We start from the raw sequence: 13655 nt of genomic DNA on the forward strand, positions 1-13655 counted from the left end.
ACGTTAGCGCACGGCGACCGAGCTGGCTTCGACGGCCTTGTACACAGTCCGCACCTTGTGAAAGCCAAGGCGGCGATAAAGGCGAATGGCGCCTTCGTTCTGCGCGGTCACCTCAAGATATGCGCGACGTAGACCCGCAGCGCGAAAACCGGCCAAGGCGGCCAATAACAGTCCGCGTCCCAATCCCTGACCGCGGTGCTCTGGCGTGGTTCCCAAGTTCTGAATGGCGCCCAGGCCCGAACGATCCCGAATCCCTTGGATGGTGCCGCAATACTCGAGCGGCTGTTCAAAACCGTCGGTCGCCACGAGCCAGGTGGCCCCTGGCAGGAAGCCGTCTTTCTGGCTGATTTCTCGCATCAGTCGCAGGCAACCTTCGTGTTCGCCCAGACAGGGAAACACGTTGGAATCGATGCCGTTGCGGAAGCTTTGATACTTGGCCTCGGCATGCGAGGCAAGCAAATCGGGCCGCCACGGGACGAGCCGGTAGCCAAGCGGTACCTCGGGCGAGGGGATCTCGCGGCTGAGGTCCGTTTCCATCCGAAAGCGCTTGAAATACGTCAGGCCCAACATTCCGCAAGCCCCCGACGTGCCAGCATGATAATGGGTGCTTCCTGTAACAAAGTTCACCCGCCGTTCATCGTATCCCTGGAATCTGGGACGGTCAAATTCCCCTAGTCCGACTGATCAGCCTTTCACCTTCAAACGAGCAGAAATGCGGTTCCAAAGGCTGTCCGTATGCCGATGGTGCGCTGCATGATCCGTATGCCCGGAAGATCCGTCGCAGCGTGGGGACACGGTCACATTTAGCCCTGCTTCGGTTCCTGCGGAGCCTCGCTCGAAAAATGCGCCCTGAGCGAACCATCGACCAATCGGGCCCGATGACTCTGCCGAGGCGCCGGCTCCCGGCGCAACCAAGATGACCCGTACGACGCAAACTCCCCCTAAGGGCCTAATTTTGATTGATCAAAAAAATTATTTCTTGGCATTGAATAATATCCGTAACGGACCCATAATTCTGGGGCGATACGCGGCAGTTTGTGCTGGGCCAGCCCCAGAAACGCAATGACAACCGCAGGGCACCGATTCATGTGGCGCGTTTTATCCCTCGCTCTCGTGGCGCTCGCCGGATTGGGCTGCAACCAGCTCGCTGACATTGGCGAGGGGGAAGGACGTGTACGCATCGTCTGCACCACGGGCCAGGTTGGCGACATGCTGGCGCATATCGGCGGCGACCATGTTGACGTGCGCACCCTGATGGGGCCAGGCGTCGACCCGCACTTGTACAAGGCCACGCCGGGCGACATTCGCCTGCTAAAGAGCGCTAAGGCGATTTTTTACAACGGCCTGCACCTCGAAGGTCGGCTGGCCGAGGTGCTGGAAAAGCTCTCGCGGCGAAAACCAACAATCGCTGTGACCGACGAAATTCGGCAGCATAATCCCGATCGATTGCGCCAGGCGCCCGAGTTCGCGGCCAGCTTCGACCCGCACGTGTGGTTCGATGTCGGACTATGGGCCGACTGTGCCGACTATGCGGCGACACGACTTATGGAAATCGATCCCACGCACGCCAGCGATTACCGCCGCCAGGCGGACGCCTACATCGCCGAGTTGCGCGCGTTGGACGACGAGACACGTCGTCACTTGTCAGAAATCCCCGCGCGGGGGCGCGTCCTTGTGACAGCGCATGATGCATTCGGCTATTTCGGCCGGGCCTACGATATCGAGGTTCACGGCCTGCAAGGAATCAGCACGGCAGACGAAGCGGATCTGGGCGCGATCAACGACCTGGTGAAATTGCTCGTTGCCCGGCAAGTGAAGGCGGTCTTTATCGAATCGAGCGTTCCGTCGAAGAACATTCGCAGCCTGATCCAAGGATGCGAGGCCGCCGGCCATCAGCTCGTTTTGGGCGGAGAGCTGTATTCAGACGCCATGGGACCGGCCGGCACGCCTGAGGGAACCTATATCGGCATGATTGCCTTTAATGTCGACCAGATCGAGAGGGCCTTGCAGTGAAGCGTGACGCCGCCGACCAGACCGCTCCCGCGAGTGCAACGCCTCCGCCAAGGCCGACCCCGGCCGCGCCGCCGCTCGAAATTCATGACATGACGGTGGCCTACCACCGCAAACCAGTGCTGTGGGATATCGACCTGGTTACGCCCGAGGGGCAGTTGATCGGCATCATTGGCCCCAACGGCGCAGGCAAAAGCACCTTGATCAAAGCCGTGCTGGGGCTGACACCGCTGGCCAGTGGCCAGGTGCGCATTTATGGAAAGCCCTACGCCGAGCAACGGCATCTGGTCGGCTATGTACCGCAACGCGAAACAGTCGACTGGGACTTTCCCGTCACCGCTCTCGATGTGGTGATGATGGGCACCTATGGCCGGCTGGGCTGGTTTCGTCGACCCGGCGCGGCCGAGCGCCGTCTGGCCGAAGAGTGCCTCGATAAAGTCGGCATGATTTCCTATGCGCGCCGACAAATTCAGCAGCTTTCTGGCGGGCAGCAACAACGCATCTTCTTGGCGCGGGCGCTCGCGCAAGATGCGCAGATCTATTTCATGGACGAGCCGTTCGCCGGGGTCGACGCGGCCACCGAGCAGGCCATCGTGGCGCTGCTGCAGGCGCTGCGCAATAACGGCAAGACCGTATTCGTTGTCCATCACGAGTTGCAGACCGTGCGCAACTATTTCGATTTCGTGATCCTGCTCAACCTGCGCCTGGTGGCGGCCGGCCCCACGGCCATTGCCTTTACGAAGCAGAATCTGCAACAGACCTATGGCGGCCGCCTGACGATCCTGGACGAAGCGGCCGAAGCTGTACGGCTGGGTGAGGCGCCGCGGTGATCGCGCTCTCGAACACATTGCTGGTCATGCTTGGCACCTCGCTTTTGGGCGCGGTGGCTGGCATCGTCGGCAGCTTTGCGGTGTTGCGTCGCCGAGCACTGGTCGGAGATTTGCTCGCTCACGCGGCGCTGCCGGGACTGTGCCTGGCGTTTCTGGCGCTTAATTATCGACCGGCCAGCGAAGGATGGTTCAGCCCGACCACCTCGGGCAATGGCAACTGGCAATTCACAGCCATGTTGATCGGGGCCTTTGCGACCGGCATTATCGGCGTCGCGCTGGTTACGCTCGTCTGCCGATACTCGCGCACCAAAGAAGACGCGGCCATCGGCATTGTGTTGAGCACGTTCTTCGGCGCCGGCGTAGTGCTGTCGAGTCTGATTCAGAACCTGCCAACCGCCAGCAGCAAGGCCGGCTTGCAGACCTATATTTATGGCCAGGCTGCCGGCATGACGCGCGAAGACGTGTGGTTCATCATCATCATGGCAGCCGCCTGCCTGCTGTTGGTCATGTTGCTGTACAAAGAGTTCCAGGTCTTCAGTTTCGACCCGGGTTTTGCCCGCGCGCAGGGTTGGCCGACACTGGCGCTCGACATGACGATGATGGGGACGCTGGCGCTGGTGACCGTCGTCGGGCTGCCGACAGTGGGTGTGGTGCTGATGGCGGCGATGCTGATCATCCCCGGCGCGGCGGCACGCTTCTGGACCGATCGGCTGGGGCGAATGCTGGTCATCTCAGGCTTGATCGGCGCGGGAGCGGGTATCGGCGGCACGTTGATTTCGGCCGGCACGATCGAAAGCCTGTTGGGATTCGATCCGTTGGCTTTCGGCCATAACACGCGCAACTTGCCGACCGGGCCAGTGATCGTGCTGTGCGGTACGACGCTCTTCGTGATCTCGCTATTGTTCGCGCCGCGCCGCGGGGCCGTGGCGCGGATGTTGCGAACGCTGGGCGTGCGCCGCCGCATCGCCCGCGAAAACTTGCTCCGCTCCTTATATGAATTGAGCGAATCCCGTTTTCCGGACCTGCCCGAGGTTCCCTTAAAGCAATTGGTCGACGAGCGCACTTGGAGCGCAGGCACCGTGCGCCGCCTGGTCGCCTGGGGCAACACGGCAGGCTTAATCGAACGATCCGCGGGCGGCGTGCGCCTGACTTCGGCCGGACGCAAACGTGCCGAGAAGCAGGTGCGCCTGCACCGGCTGTGGGAACTATTTCTGATCTCGGGAGCTGACATCGCCCCGGACCATGTCGACCGCGATGCCGACTCGATCGAGCACTTCCTCACGCCCGAAATCACCGCGGCGCTGGAAGCACAGCTCGGCGCTCAGGGATATCTGCCCCCTGCGAGCGGCGTAGTGCCCGACTCGCCCCACGGGCTGGCCGCAACCATCACGAGCCGGCCCACAGGCCAGGAGCCGGCAAGTGACTGAATGGTTTTCGTCCCTCAACGTGCAAGTCCAAGATGCCGTGCTGGTGATCGGCATTGCCACGCTGACGAATGTCGCCTGCGCGCTGCTCGGCTGCTATTTGGTCCTGCGACGCATGAGTTTGCTGGGGGACGCGTTGTCGCACGCGGTGCTGCCGGGACTGATCGTGGCGTTCATCCTGGCTGGCAGTATGAATATCGTCTACATGTTTGCCGGCGCACTGGCCGTTGGCTTGTTGACCACCTTTCTCACTCAGGCAGTACATCGGCAGGGGAACGTGCCGGCCGATGCGGCCATCGGCGTTGTGTTCACTTCACTTTTTGCGCTGGGTGTGATCCTGATCAAACGATACGGTCAGGGCGTGGATCTCGATCCCGATTGCGTGCTGTATGGTCAGATCGACCTGGTCGAGTTTTATACCGTGTCACTCGGGGGATTCGAAGTTCCACGAGCCCTCGTATCCATCGCCCCGGTGCTGGCACTTAACGTGGCGGTCATACTACTGCTCTGGAAGGAGCTGAAAATCAGCGCCTTCGATCCGGCATTGGCCACCACGATGGGGATCAATGCCGATCGGCTGTTTTATCTGCTGATGGCACTCGTGGCCCTTACGACCGTGGCCTCGTTCGAGCAGGTCGGCTCGATACTGGTGATTGCGATGCTCATCGTACCCGGCGCCACGGCGCAACTGCTGACCGATCGGTTGAGCCGCATGATGCTGATCGCGGCCGGCGTGGGAGTGGTGTCGGCCGTGCTGGGCTACGTGCTGTCGCTGGCGTGGAACGTCTCGGCGGCTGGACCGATGGCCGTCGTTGCTGGCGGCTGTTATGCGGCGGCGGCGCTGGCCTCGCCGCGCTATGGCATTCTAAGCGCTTTGGTGCGCAACGCGCAGACTTCGCTGCGAATCGTTCGCGAGGACTTGTTGGCGATGCTCTATCGCTTAGAGGAATTGCACATCGAGCGTCGCCTCGGCCCTCGCGAAGCCACCCAGGCCGTCGGGGCAGGCGTGCTCGCCGAACTCGGGCTGCGCTCCCTGTTGCGTCGTGGCGAGCTGGCACGTGGCGAGCGCGGCTTGGAACTGACCGAACGCGGACGCCGCCGCGCGGCCGAGCTTGTGCGTTCGCACCGGTTGTGGGAAGCGTACCTGGTCGAGCATCTTGGCCTGGCAGCCGACCATGTCCACGATCCGGCCGAACGGATGGAGCATTTCATCGACGCCCGCCTGCAGGAGCAGATCGTCGCCGACCTCAGCAATGCTCAACAGGACCCCCACGGCCGCGAGATCCCTGCCGGGCCGTAGTGTTCGAAACCGGCCACGCGGCGTGTGCCGGCTCTCGAGAAGGTCAGCTGCGCCCCTTATTGCGGACGCGCGGTTTCGCCACGCGCAGGACCCCGAGGCCAGGGAATTCGTGCAGACCCGACCTTGGATTTCCGCAGATCGCATCCCCTGTCGCAATTTTTTCTGGATATTCTTGAGTTTCCCTTTGAGGGTGGGCGGCCCTCCGCGTCTAACCAAAGTGACGAGCGCCGCAATCGCGCGAGGGAGCAACAAGAGGCGACTCGTGGCCCATTTCTCGGAACTCGATCGGCTGGTGCTGGAACATCTGCCGGCGGCGCTACGCTTTGCCGTACGGATGACCGACGATCGAGACGCGGCCGAGGAGTTGGTCCAAGAGGCGCTCGTGCGCGTGGCCCAGCGGTGGGGAGCCTTCCGCGGCGAGGCCACGTTTCGCACGTGGCTGATTCGAATACTGATCAACGTTTTTCGCGATCAACTCCGGCGGCGGTCGTTAGCCATTGTTTCGCTCGATGAAGAAGAGCATGTCGCGTCCGACCCCAAAGCACGCGAACCGGTCGAGATCGCGGCGACCGGCGAGTTGTGCGAGCGTGTGGCCGTTGCAGTGTCGCGGCTACCACCACGGCAGCGCGAGGTGCTGGTATTGATCGTTTACGAGGAACTTTCCGTCGCTGAGACGGCCGTCCTGGTCGGCATCACCGAACAGAATGTTTATGCCACCCTGTCAGCGGCGCGCGGCCAATTGAAACGGCGATTGGCCCACGATCTCGGCTTTGCGGAAAAGTAAAATGCAATTCGTACAGCCACCCGACGAAAGCGACAACGGACTCGACCGCCTGCTCGGGGAAGCTCGTTGGCCGGAACCGACGTCCGAGCAGTTGACCCGCCTGCGCGGTGGCTGGACCTCGCTACAAACCAGGCGTCGGCGGCGAGGTTATCTGGTGCGCGTTTTGTCGACCCTTGCAGCCAGTCTGCTACTGGCTGCCGGTTTGATCGCATTGCGGGTTCCTAACGCTCTCCAGGCACCCGTCGAGCAGAACGATCAAATCGCAGGTCAAGCATCGACCGCGGAGGACGATGCCGAGTTGGCGCGTTCCGCTATCGCCAACGAGAAAATGGCGGCAAGCAGCGCGGTTCTCGGCCCGGATTCTCATCCGCATGTGGAGAACTCGCGTGTGACGGACACAGATTTGCCGCGTCGCGTGCAATCGCAGGAACCAAGCCTTTACGAGCGTGTGGCGATGATCGGACTGAAGCAATCGTCGCCAAAGACGTTATTGCGAAAGAAATCGCCGCCGCGGCGCATCGCCTCGTCTGCAAGTCGTCCAGATCACACGTTGCTAGTGCCTTCGCCCTTACTACAGCGCGTGCGCGAATGGGTGACACTGATTCCCGCCTCGCTGGACGACGCTGCCCGACAATTCGCGGTCCTCGTGCGTCACGCAGAGCGTTGGCAATGGCAACTCGTCGCCGCGTTCCCGCGGCACGCCGTTCGTTTCGTGTCCCGAGCAACGGTCGCCCGCGCAACGGATAGTGGCCGCGAAATCCCCAGCCCGAGCCCGCATGCCGCGTTCGTCGAAATGGTCGTCCACCAAGGGCGTCCGGCTGACATCGCGAACCTGATTACCCAGGAACCGGATGCCGCTTTGCGCGGTCGCTTGCTGGCGGCCCTGGCGGCGCGCGGCACGGCCGAAGCTGTCGAAGAATATCTGTACTTTGTCATGCGACCGGAGTGCAGCGTCGAAGCTCTCGACGCGCTCGCGGATGTTGCCGAACCACCCGACGGATTGTTTCTGGCATATTTTCGCTCTCCACAGGTCTCGCTGGGACTGGCCGCGGCCTTGGCACTGTCCCGGTCGCGAGATTCGTTGGTCGTCGACATCATGGTGTCCGCCATCGATGACGCCAGTTTGCGTCGACAAGCGCTTGTGGCGTTGCTGCTCAGTCGTGATCCGCGCGCGGCCGTCATTGTGAATGAGGCGCGTGGAAACCTGTATTTGATGGCAAGCGTCCGCGCGGCTGAATTGGAATTACATCAACTGGCTCAAACCCCGTAGAGGACTTTTATCATGCGTACGAATTGGCTTAGGCTTGGCGTGTTAGTGAGCGGCTGCGCCGCAATTGTGTCGAGCGCCGCGACGCGCGCCATCGCTGACGACGAGGAAGAGCAGCAACCGCTGGTGATCCGCGTCTATCGCGTCATCGACCTGGTCGCGCCTGTGCCAAACTATCCGTACGAAGGAACGTTCCTGCCAGGCATGTCGCGGACGACGCCCGGAACAGCAGGCGCGACCGGACTGTACACGAATGCCGCGAACGGGCCTGGTATTGGCATGGGTGGAATGGGGGGCGGAATGATCGGTGGCATGGGAGGTGGAATGGGAGGCGGGATGTTCCGCGTCAACGACGTGTACTTGGCCCAACAGGCCGGCGCCGGGCAATCGCCAGCGGCCGGAGGGGGCGGAGGAGTGGTTGTCGGAGGCGGCGGCGTAGCGGGCGGCGGGGGGATGGGTGGAGGCGGCATGGCCCGCAATATGATGCAAGTCGCTCCGGCAAAATCGAGCATCCGCATCACGATGGGATCATTGATGAATGCCATCACGAGCCTCATCGAACCGGATACGTGGGACGATAACGGAGGACCCGCATCGATTCACCCCGTTGGCGGTGCACTCGGCATCAGCCAGACAGTAGCCACGCACGCCAAGATCGACGACTTCCTCACAGCGCTCCGCCAGGAAAGTGGTACGCTGCGCACCCTGTCGGTTGATGCCCATTGGCTTAAGCTCGACGATGCTCAGCTGGCCAAGCTCCTAGGTGCAGGGGAGAAGAAGCGCGCCACCGCAACCGGCGATATCACGCGCGAGCGTTTGGCCGCGCTACCCGCCGAAACACACGCGGCCACCGGACGAATCGCATGCTTCAGCGGGCAGACCGTCCACGTGATCTCGGGACTGATGGAGACGAAACTGCAGGGGGCGGTCCCCGTAGTAGGCGGGCCCAATGGTGCTGCCTATCAACCGACGATCACGGCGCCGCACCTGGGCACGCTTTTGCAGATTTCGGCCTCGCTACTGCCCGGTGACGAGGCGGCGCTGGTCGACCTGCATAGTTCGGTCACCAACTGGGAAGACGGCGGAGACCCCGTGAAACTCATCGGCGCGGACGACGAGGGAGACGCCGTAGTGCAAATTGATCGGTTGAAATTGGGTGCTCAACAACTGGCGACAAGCCTGCGCGTCGCATTGGGCAAGCCCACCCTGGTCGGTGGCATGTCCGATCCGACGGCCGAAGCGGGCGACGCCCAGAATCTGTATCTGGTAGTCGAAGTAACGGCTTCCGAAGTGAAATCCGCCGACAAGTGAAACGGTAGTCGTCGACTAGCCAGTAGCGCGGCGCTCACCAGCGCGCACTGGCGCCCAACAGCCGCTTCAACAACCCAATCTGGCCGCCGTGCAGCATTTCGTGTCGGGCACACCAGAACAGGCTCCCCAACTTTGTCGTGAACTGCGAGTGGGGCTTGCCGATGGCTGGTTGCGCGAGCGATTCGTCCGAGTATTTCGCTATTTCGTCCCGCACCAAGCTATGAATGCGCTCGAGCGTCGCAAGAATCTTTTCAGGCGCGGGATACTTCGCGGGATCGGGATCGGGGACTGATCCGCGTATGAAAAGAGTCAGAAACTCCGGCGGCACAATTTCCTTGTCCGCAGGCAGCTCGCCCCGTAGCCGCGTCAGTCCCAACAGGTACTGCGCGGCGGACAGGTGCCCGACCTGCCAGGCGATATGAGTTACTCCTTCGGCCGGTTGGCGAAACCAGTCTTTTTGAGAAAAGTCGTCAAGCAAGCTGAGTGAGTAATGACGCGCCGCGTCGATCTCGGTCCACGCTGTATTTCCTTGCGCCATTAAAGAAGCTCCTCGATTTGCTAACCGTTTTAATGAGCTGACCGATGTGGGGCAGAGCAGGGGGGCAGGATCGGAGCGATGCCGCATTGTCGCGCACGTCCGAGCCGTTTCACACCCGCCATGGGCGGCGGGCGTCACCTGGCCACGACGCCCCTCGAATGACGCGATCACTCTGTCCCCGGTTCGCGCCGATTTGCCATCCCCCTTGACCATTTCGAGTGGGGGAGCGAAGGTGATTGTTGACTTTGCCTTACGCACAAGACAACAGTCCCGCCTTCCCCCGCACCGACCCACTTCGTTTGCGCATGTCACTCCTCAAGATAGCCGGCGGCACCGTCTACGACCCAACAAACGGCGTCGATGGTTTGGTGCGGGACATTTGGATCGACGCCGGACGAGTCGTGGCGCCCCCTTCGGACCCGACAGTACGCCCCTCGCGCACGATCGACGCCCGCGGCCTGGTCGTTATGCCTGGCGGCATCGACATGCACTGCCACATCGCGGGCCCGAAGGCCAACATGGCCCGCAAAATGCGTCCCGAGGAAAAGCGTGTCGCGCCGCCCGTGCTGCGCACTCCACTCGGGCGCAGCGGCACGATGGGGAGTGTTCCCAGCACGTTCGCCACCGGATACAAGTACGCCGCGCTTGGCTATACCACGGCTTTCGACGCGGCAGTCCCAGCTCTTTCGGCCCGCCACGCCCATCAGGAACTCGCCGATACGCCCTGTCTCGACAAGGGCTTTTACGTGCTGATGGGAAACAACCATTACATCATGCGCTCGATACAGCGAGGCGAGCACGAACGGGCGCGGGCCTTCATTGGCTGGCTCTTGTCGGCCGCCAAGGGCTATGCCGCCAAGCTGGTCAATCCTGGCGGCGTCGAGGTGTGGAAGAGCCGGCCGTCTGGCAACGTCAGCGCGCTCGATGACGTCGTCGCGCCGTACGGCGTGACGCCACGGCAAATCGTCGAAACCGTGGCCCGCAGCGTCGACGAACTCCGTCTGCCCCATGCGGTACACGTGCATGGCAACAACCTCGGCCTGCCGGGCAATTGGTCGACCACCCTCGAGACGATGCAAGTACTCGAAGGGCATCGTGGTCACATGACCCACATTCAATTCCACAGCTACGGAGGCGGCGGAGGGGACGAGAACACGTTCAATTCCAAGGTCGTGCCGCTGGCCGAATATGTGAACCAGCATCCGAACCTCACCGTCGACGTGGGACAGGTGCTTTTCGGCAAAACCACCAGCATGACCGGAGACGGCCCGCTGGGCTACTTCCTGAGCAAGGTCTACAAGTCGAAGTGGTTCAGCGCCGATACCGAGATGGAAGCCGGCTGCGGCATCACGCCGATCGAATACAAGAACAAAAGCTTGATCCACGCGCTGCAATGGGCCATCGGCCTGGAATGGTATCTACTGGTCGACGACCCGTGGCGTGTGGTGATGAGTACCGATCATCCAAACGGCGGCTCGTTCTTGGCTTACCCACAGATCATTCGTCTGCTGATGGACCGCACCTATCGGCGCGACATGATCCGCCAGGCCCATAAGAGCGTGCGCGAGCGAAGCGTGTTGGCCGATCTCGACCGCGAGTACACGCTGAATGATATCTGCATCATCACCCGCGCCGGACCTGCCAAAATCCTGGGCCTGAAAGACAAAGGGCACCTCGGCGTCGGGGCCGACGGCGACGTCACGATTTACACGCCACACGACAACAAGGAGACCATGTTCGAGCTGCCGCGCTATGTGATCAAAGGCGGTCAGGCAATCGTCGAAGAAGGAGATATCCGCGATCCCGTAATGGGAACGTCGCTCTATGTGTCGCCCACGTACGACATCGACACCGAACGAGATATTGCCGCCTGGTTCGACGAGTTCTATACCATACGCTTCGGCAATTATCCGGTGACGCTCGATTATCTATACGAGGCGCAGTGCGTTCCGTGCCGGACATCGTAATCGCCGCAACGCCGGATGCCTTCAGCAGATGCATTCAGTTACAGCCGAGCGCGCCCCGGACGAGGTCGTCTCAGGGCCGCCGCAGCGTATCCGGGCTTCGTTCGGCGGCGAGTTCCGGCATACCTTCGTCGGGCAGCGCGAAGCCCGCCTCGGTTAGCGCCGCCAGATATTCTTCCGGCCGGTTGAGATTGCGCAGGCTGGCCAGCGTGGGATCGGCGACGCGTAGTTCCTCGGCCGATACCAGCCGAGTTGGCACACGGTCGTAAAGCTCGACCGGACGCAAACGATCCTCGGCCAGCAACGCCTCGATGTGCGGAATAACACGCGTGCGGTACACGGCCAGCAGGGGCTGATGGAACCCATCGACCAGCGGCACGGCAACGTCGTCGCCTTCGAGCAGACGCCACAGACATGAGATAAGTTCTGGCACCAGCAACGGCGCATCACAGCTCGTGACGAAAGCCGCCTCGCTTTCGTCGGACACCGCCGACAGTCCGGCCAACATCCCTTCCAGCGGCCCGCGCCCTTCGTGGCGATCCCGCACAATACGCACGAATCCCGGCAACTCAGGTAGCTCCTGACCCGGTGCCGCCACGACGACAACCGGCCCAGCGACGCTTGAGACGATACGCGCCACACGCGCCAGCAGTGTCTCGGGGCCGAAGGGCAAAGCCAGCTTCGGCCGACCCATCCGCGTACTGCGTCCACCACAGAGAATGATGCTGGCGACCGTCTTCATACTGCGATGCTACTTCGTCGGCACGGCAAATCCCAGGTGATGAGCCGCGTGCATAGCGTGAAAACGGGCCCATTCTTCGCCTGACAAGGGGCCAATCACCGGGTGAGCTGGAAACGGACCTGTGGCCGACGCAAATCGTTCGAGCGCGCGGTCCAGAGACGGCGCTTCGACAAGCGGGTCAAGTCCTTGGGGCGGATCGAACGGTGGCGGCGCGGGGCGCCCATCGGGAAATCGATCCAACGCGAAGAAGCGCTTGTGGATCGCGGTTTGTTCGCTCGTTGCCGGCGGAACATCGGATGCCGGTCGCGCGGTGCTACGAATCGTGATCGCAAGGTGGTGCAGAATCTGCGCCAGCGACCATTTGCCGACGACGGTGTACCCCTCGAGCAGGCGGGCGACCTCCGGCATCACTTCATCAAGAGTCTGAAACGTCAATTGCCGCCGCTCAGGCATGCCCTTCTCCCTTTCGCGTGTACTGTCTGAACTGGCGCACATTCTCGCAGCCATGCCCAAAAGTGCAACATCGTGGCAAATTTGCCAAGCGATCGATGAGATTTCGTGCCTCGTCTACCGCGCGCCGGTAATAAGGGCGCTATGAGAGACCGGGGGTAGCACGGCATCGGAGCTAATAATGCCCCCAAATGAACTTCAGCTGACGGCCGGCGCGTGCAGTGGCGGCACGGCCATGCGCGAGGTGATCGACGTAAGGTGCAAGGCGGCGCCCGTCGGTTGCATCGGCCGACCGCTATGCGACAGCGCTGCCTGGCGCCGTTCACTCTCGGCCCGTTCGGCCGCTAGCGCAATGGCAATGCGGCCATATACACCGCCGTCTCGCTGTGACGAGCTACAAATCGCCGCGTGTTGGGCCAAGCTGCGTTCCGCTCCTTTGAGAGCGTCTGCGCGGCTGTGAGTCAATTGGCTGGACGCTGCTGTCAAACGGCAACAGCCGCAGGTCCAAATGGCCCGGTAAGAAAATCCAACTTTTTCTGCGCGGACCGAGTTGCCGGGCCCGACGGGCATGGGGGCAACCCCCGATGTTGTTCGATTTTGCGACACCACTGCTCCCATTCGATCCATCAAGCGCCCCCGCACTGGCCCAACATTCGGCTTTTGAACGTGCGGCACTGTCTGAGCAAAAGATGGGCCAAAGATCTGGGAGGCAAACCTGGAGAGGGACTTAGACACCGCTTTATAGCGAGCAGCGTCGTGAGAAATGGTTGGGATCGCTCGGTGCTATCGCACGCGTGTGACACGGTCTTGCGCGATCACCCATACCAAGAAATCGTTCAGCATGCGCTGTGCTTCTTCGACGACTTCCGCCGTGGCGAAGGGCTCGCGCTTCAAATCCTTGATTACCGCACGAACGTCGTCCTTGTGCGCCAGTCTACGTAAATCGATCGCGTAGTTCTCCGGAGTATAGACGAGCCTGGCGAGTTCGTTGTTGATGACCCAACTGCGCATGTTGATTTCCTCGAAATCACGACG

14 protein-coding genes are annotated in these 13655 nt (G+C 61.8%); 8 read left to right on the forward strand and 6 right to left on the reverse strand.

Annotation, left to right across the window (positions count from 1 at the left end):
• Positions 1-3: 3 nt before the first annotated feature.
• Positions 4-627, reverse strand: a complete 624-nt coding sequence (locus tag VGG64_02910) for a GNAT family N-acetyltransferase (GenBank protein HEY1598521.1) — start codon at positions 625-627, stop codon at positions 4-6.
• A 459-nt stretch (positions 628-1086) separates the two neighbouring features.
• On the opposite strand from VGG64_02910, the gene VGG64_02915 reads away from it, so the two are divergent.
• From VGG64_02915 to VGG64_02945, 7 genes are all read left to right on the forward strand, one after another.
• Entirely contained in the window at positions 1087-2013 is a 927-nt protein-coding gene (locus tag VGG64_02915; protein ID HEY1598522.1) for a zinc ABC transporter substrate-binding protein, read from the forward strand.
• Complete coding sequence (locus VGG64_02920) at positions 2010-2840, forward strand: metal ABC transporter ATP-binding protein (GenBank protein HEY1598523.1); 831 nt, start codon at positions 2010-2012, stop codon at positions 2838-2840. The genes VGG64_02915 and VGG64_02920 overlap by 4 nt, the downstream gene beginning before the upstream one ends.
• A complete protein-coding gene (locus VGG64_02925) occupies positions 2837-4267 on the forward strand; it encodes an iron chelate uptake ABC transporter family permease subunit (GenBank protein ID HEY1598524.1) in 1431 nt (476 codons plus the stop codon). Before VGG64_02920 ends, VGG64_02925 begins: the two co-directional genes overlap by 4 nt.
• Positions 4260-5564, forward strand: coding sequence for an iron chelate uptake ABC transporter family permease subunit (locus tag VGG64_02930; GenBank protein HEY1598525.1), 1305 nt, complete (start codon positions 4260-4262; stop codon positions 5562-5564). Before VGG64_02925 ends, VGG64_02930 begins: the two co-directional genes overlap by 8 nt.
• Positions 5565-5826: 262 nt before the next feature.
• Entirely contained in the window at positions 5827-6348 is a 522-nt protein-coding gene (locus VGG64_02935) for a sigma-70 family RNA polymerase sigma factor (GenBank protein ID HEY1598526.1), read from the forward strand.
• Between the two features lies 1 nt (position 6349).
• Positions 6350-7618, forward strand: coding sequence for a hypothetical protein (locus VGG64_02940; protein ID HEY1598527.1), 1269 nt, complete (start codon positions 6350-6352; stop codon positions 7616-7618).
• Between the two features lie 12 nt (positions 7619-7630).
• Complete coding sequence (locus tag VGG64_02945) at positions 7631-8926, forward strand: hypothetical protein (protein HEY1598528.1); 1296 nt, start codon at positions 7631-7633, stop codon at positions 8924-8926.
• A 34-nt stretch (positions 8927-8960) separates the two neighbouring features.
• On the opposite strand, the gene VGG64_02950 is transcribed toward VGG64_02945, so the two are convergent.
• Positions 8961-9464, reverse strand: coding sequence for a DinB family protein (locus tag VGG64_02950; GenBank protein HEY1598529.1), 504 nt, complete (start codon positions 9462-9464; stop codon positions 8961-8963).
• A gap of 305 nt (positions 9465-9769) precedes the next feature.
• Here VGG64_02950 and VGG64_02955 point away from each other — a divergent pair, with 305 nt between their 5' ends.
• Positions 9770-11431 carry a formylmethanofuran dehydrogenase subunit A gene (locus VGG64_02955; protein HEY1598530.1) on the forward strand — a complete coding sequence of 554 codons (1662 nt, stop codon included), beginning with the start codon at positions 9770-9772 and terminating at the stop codon, positions 11429-11431.
• 70 nt (positions 11432-11501) lie between these two features.
• Here VGG64_02955 and VGG64_02960 read toward each other — a convergent pair whose 3' ends face one another.
• From VGG64_02960 to VGG64_02975, 4 genes are all read right to left on the reverse strand, one after another.
• On the reverse strand, positions 11502-12170 hold the full coding sequence (locus VGG64_02960) for a molybdenum cofactor guanylyltransferase (GenBank protein ID HEY1598531.1): 669 nt from the start codon (positions 12168-12170) through the stop codon (positions 11502-11504).
• Between the two features lie 9 nt (positions 12171-12179).
• Entirely contained in the window at positions 12180-12623 is a 444-nt protein-coding gene (locus VGG64_02965) for a DUF1569 domain-containing protein (protein ID HEY1598532.1), read from the reverse strand.
• Between the two features lie 195 nt (positions 12624-12818).
• Positions 12819-13040 (reverse strand): hypothetical protein, encoded by a 222-nt coding sequence (locus VGG64_02970; protein ID HEY1598533.1) that lies wholly within the window; start codon positions 13038-13040, stop codon positions 12819-12821.
• Between the two features lie 363 nt (positions 13041-13403).
• Positions 13404-13655: hypothetical protein (locus VGG64_02975; GenBank protein HEY1598534.1), on the reverse strand; the 252-nt coding region annotated here is incomplete at its 5' end.

The sequence above is a fragment of the Pirellulales bacterium genome, from assembly GCA_036490175.1.
Lineage (GTDB): Bacteria > Planctomycetota > Planctomycetia > Pirellulales > JACPPG01 > JACPPG01.

Coding starts and splice junctions, on each gene's coding strand:
- VGG64_02965 (HEY1598532.1), bottom strand. CDS start 12,623: ATGCCTGAGCGGCGGCAATTGACGTTTCAGACTCTTGATGAAGTGATG.
- VGG64_02945 (HEY1598528.1), top strand. CDS start 7,631: ATGCGTACGAATTGGCTTAGGCTTGGCGTGTTAGTGAGCGGCTGCGCC.
- VGG64_02960 (HEY1598531.1), bottom strand. CDS start 12,170: ATGAAGACGGTCGCCAGCATCATTCTCTGTGGTGGACGCAGTACGCGG.
- VGG64_02940 (HEY1598527.1), top strand. CDS start 6,350: ATGCAATTCGTACAGCCACCCGACGAAAGCGACAACGGACTCGACCGC.
- VGG64_02915 (HEY1598522.1), top strand. CDS start 1,087: ATGTGGCGCGTTTTATCCCTCGCTCTCGTGGCGCTCGCCGGATTGGGC.
- VGG64_02950 (HEY1598529.1), bottom strand. CDS start 9,464: ATGGCGCAAGGAAATACAGCGTGGACCGAGATCGACGCGGCGCGTCAT.
- VGG64_02955 (HEY1598530.1), top strand. CDS start 9,770: ATGTCACTCCTCAAGATAGCCGGCGGCACCGTCTACGACCCAACAAAC.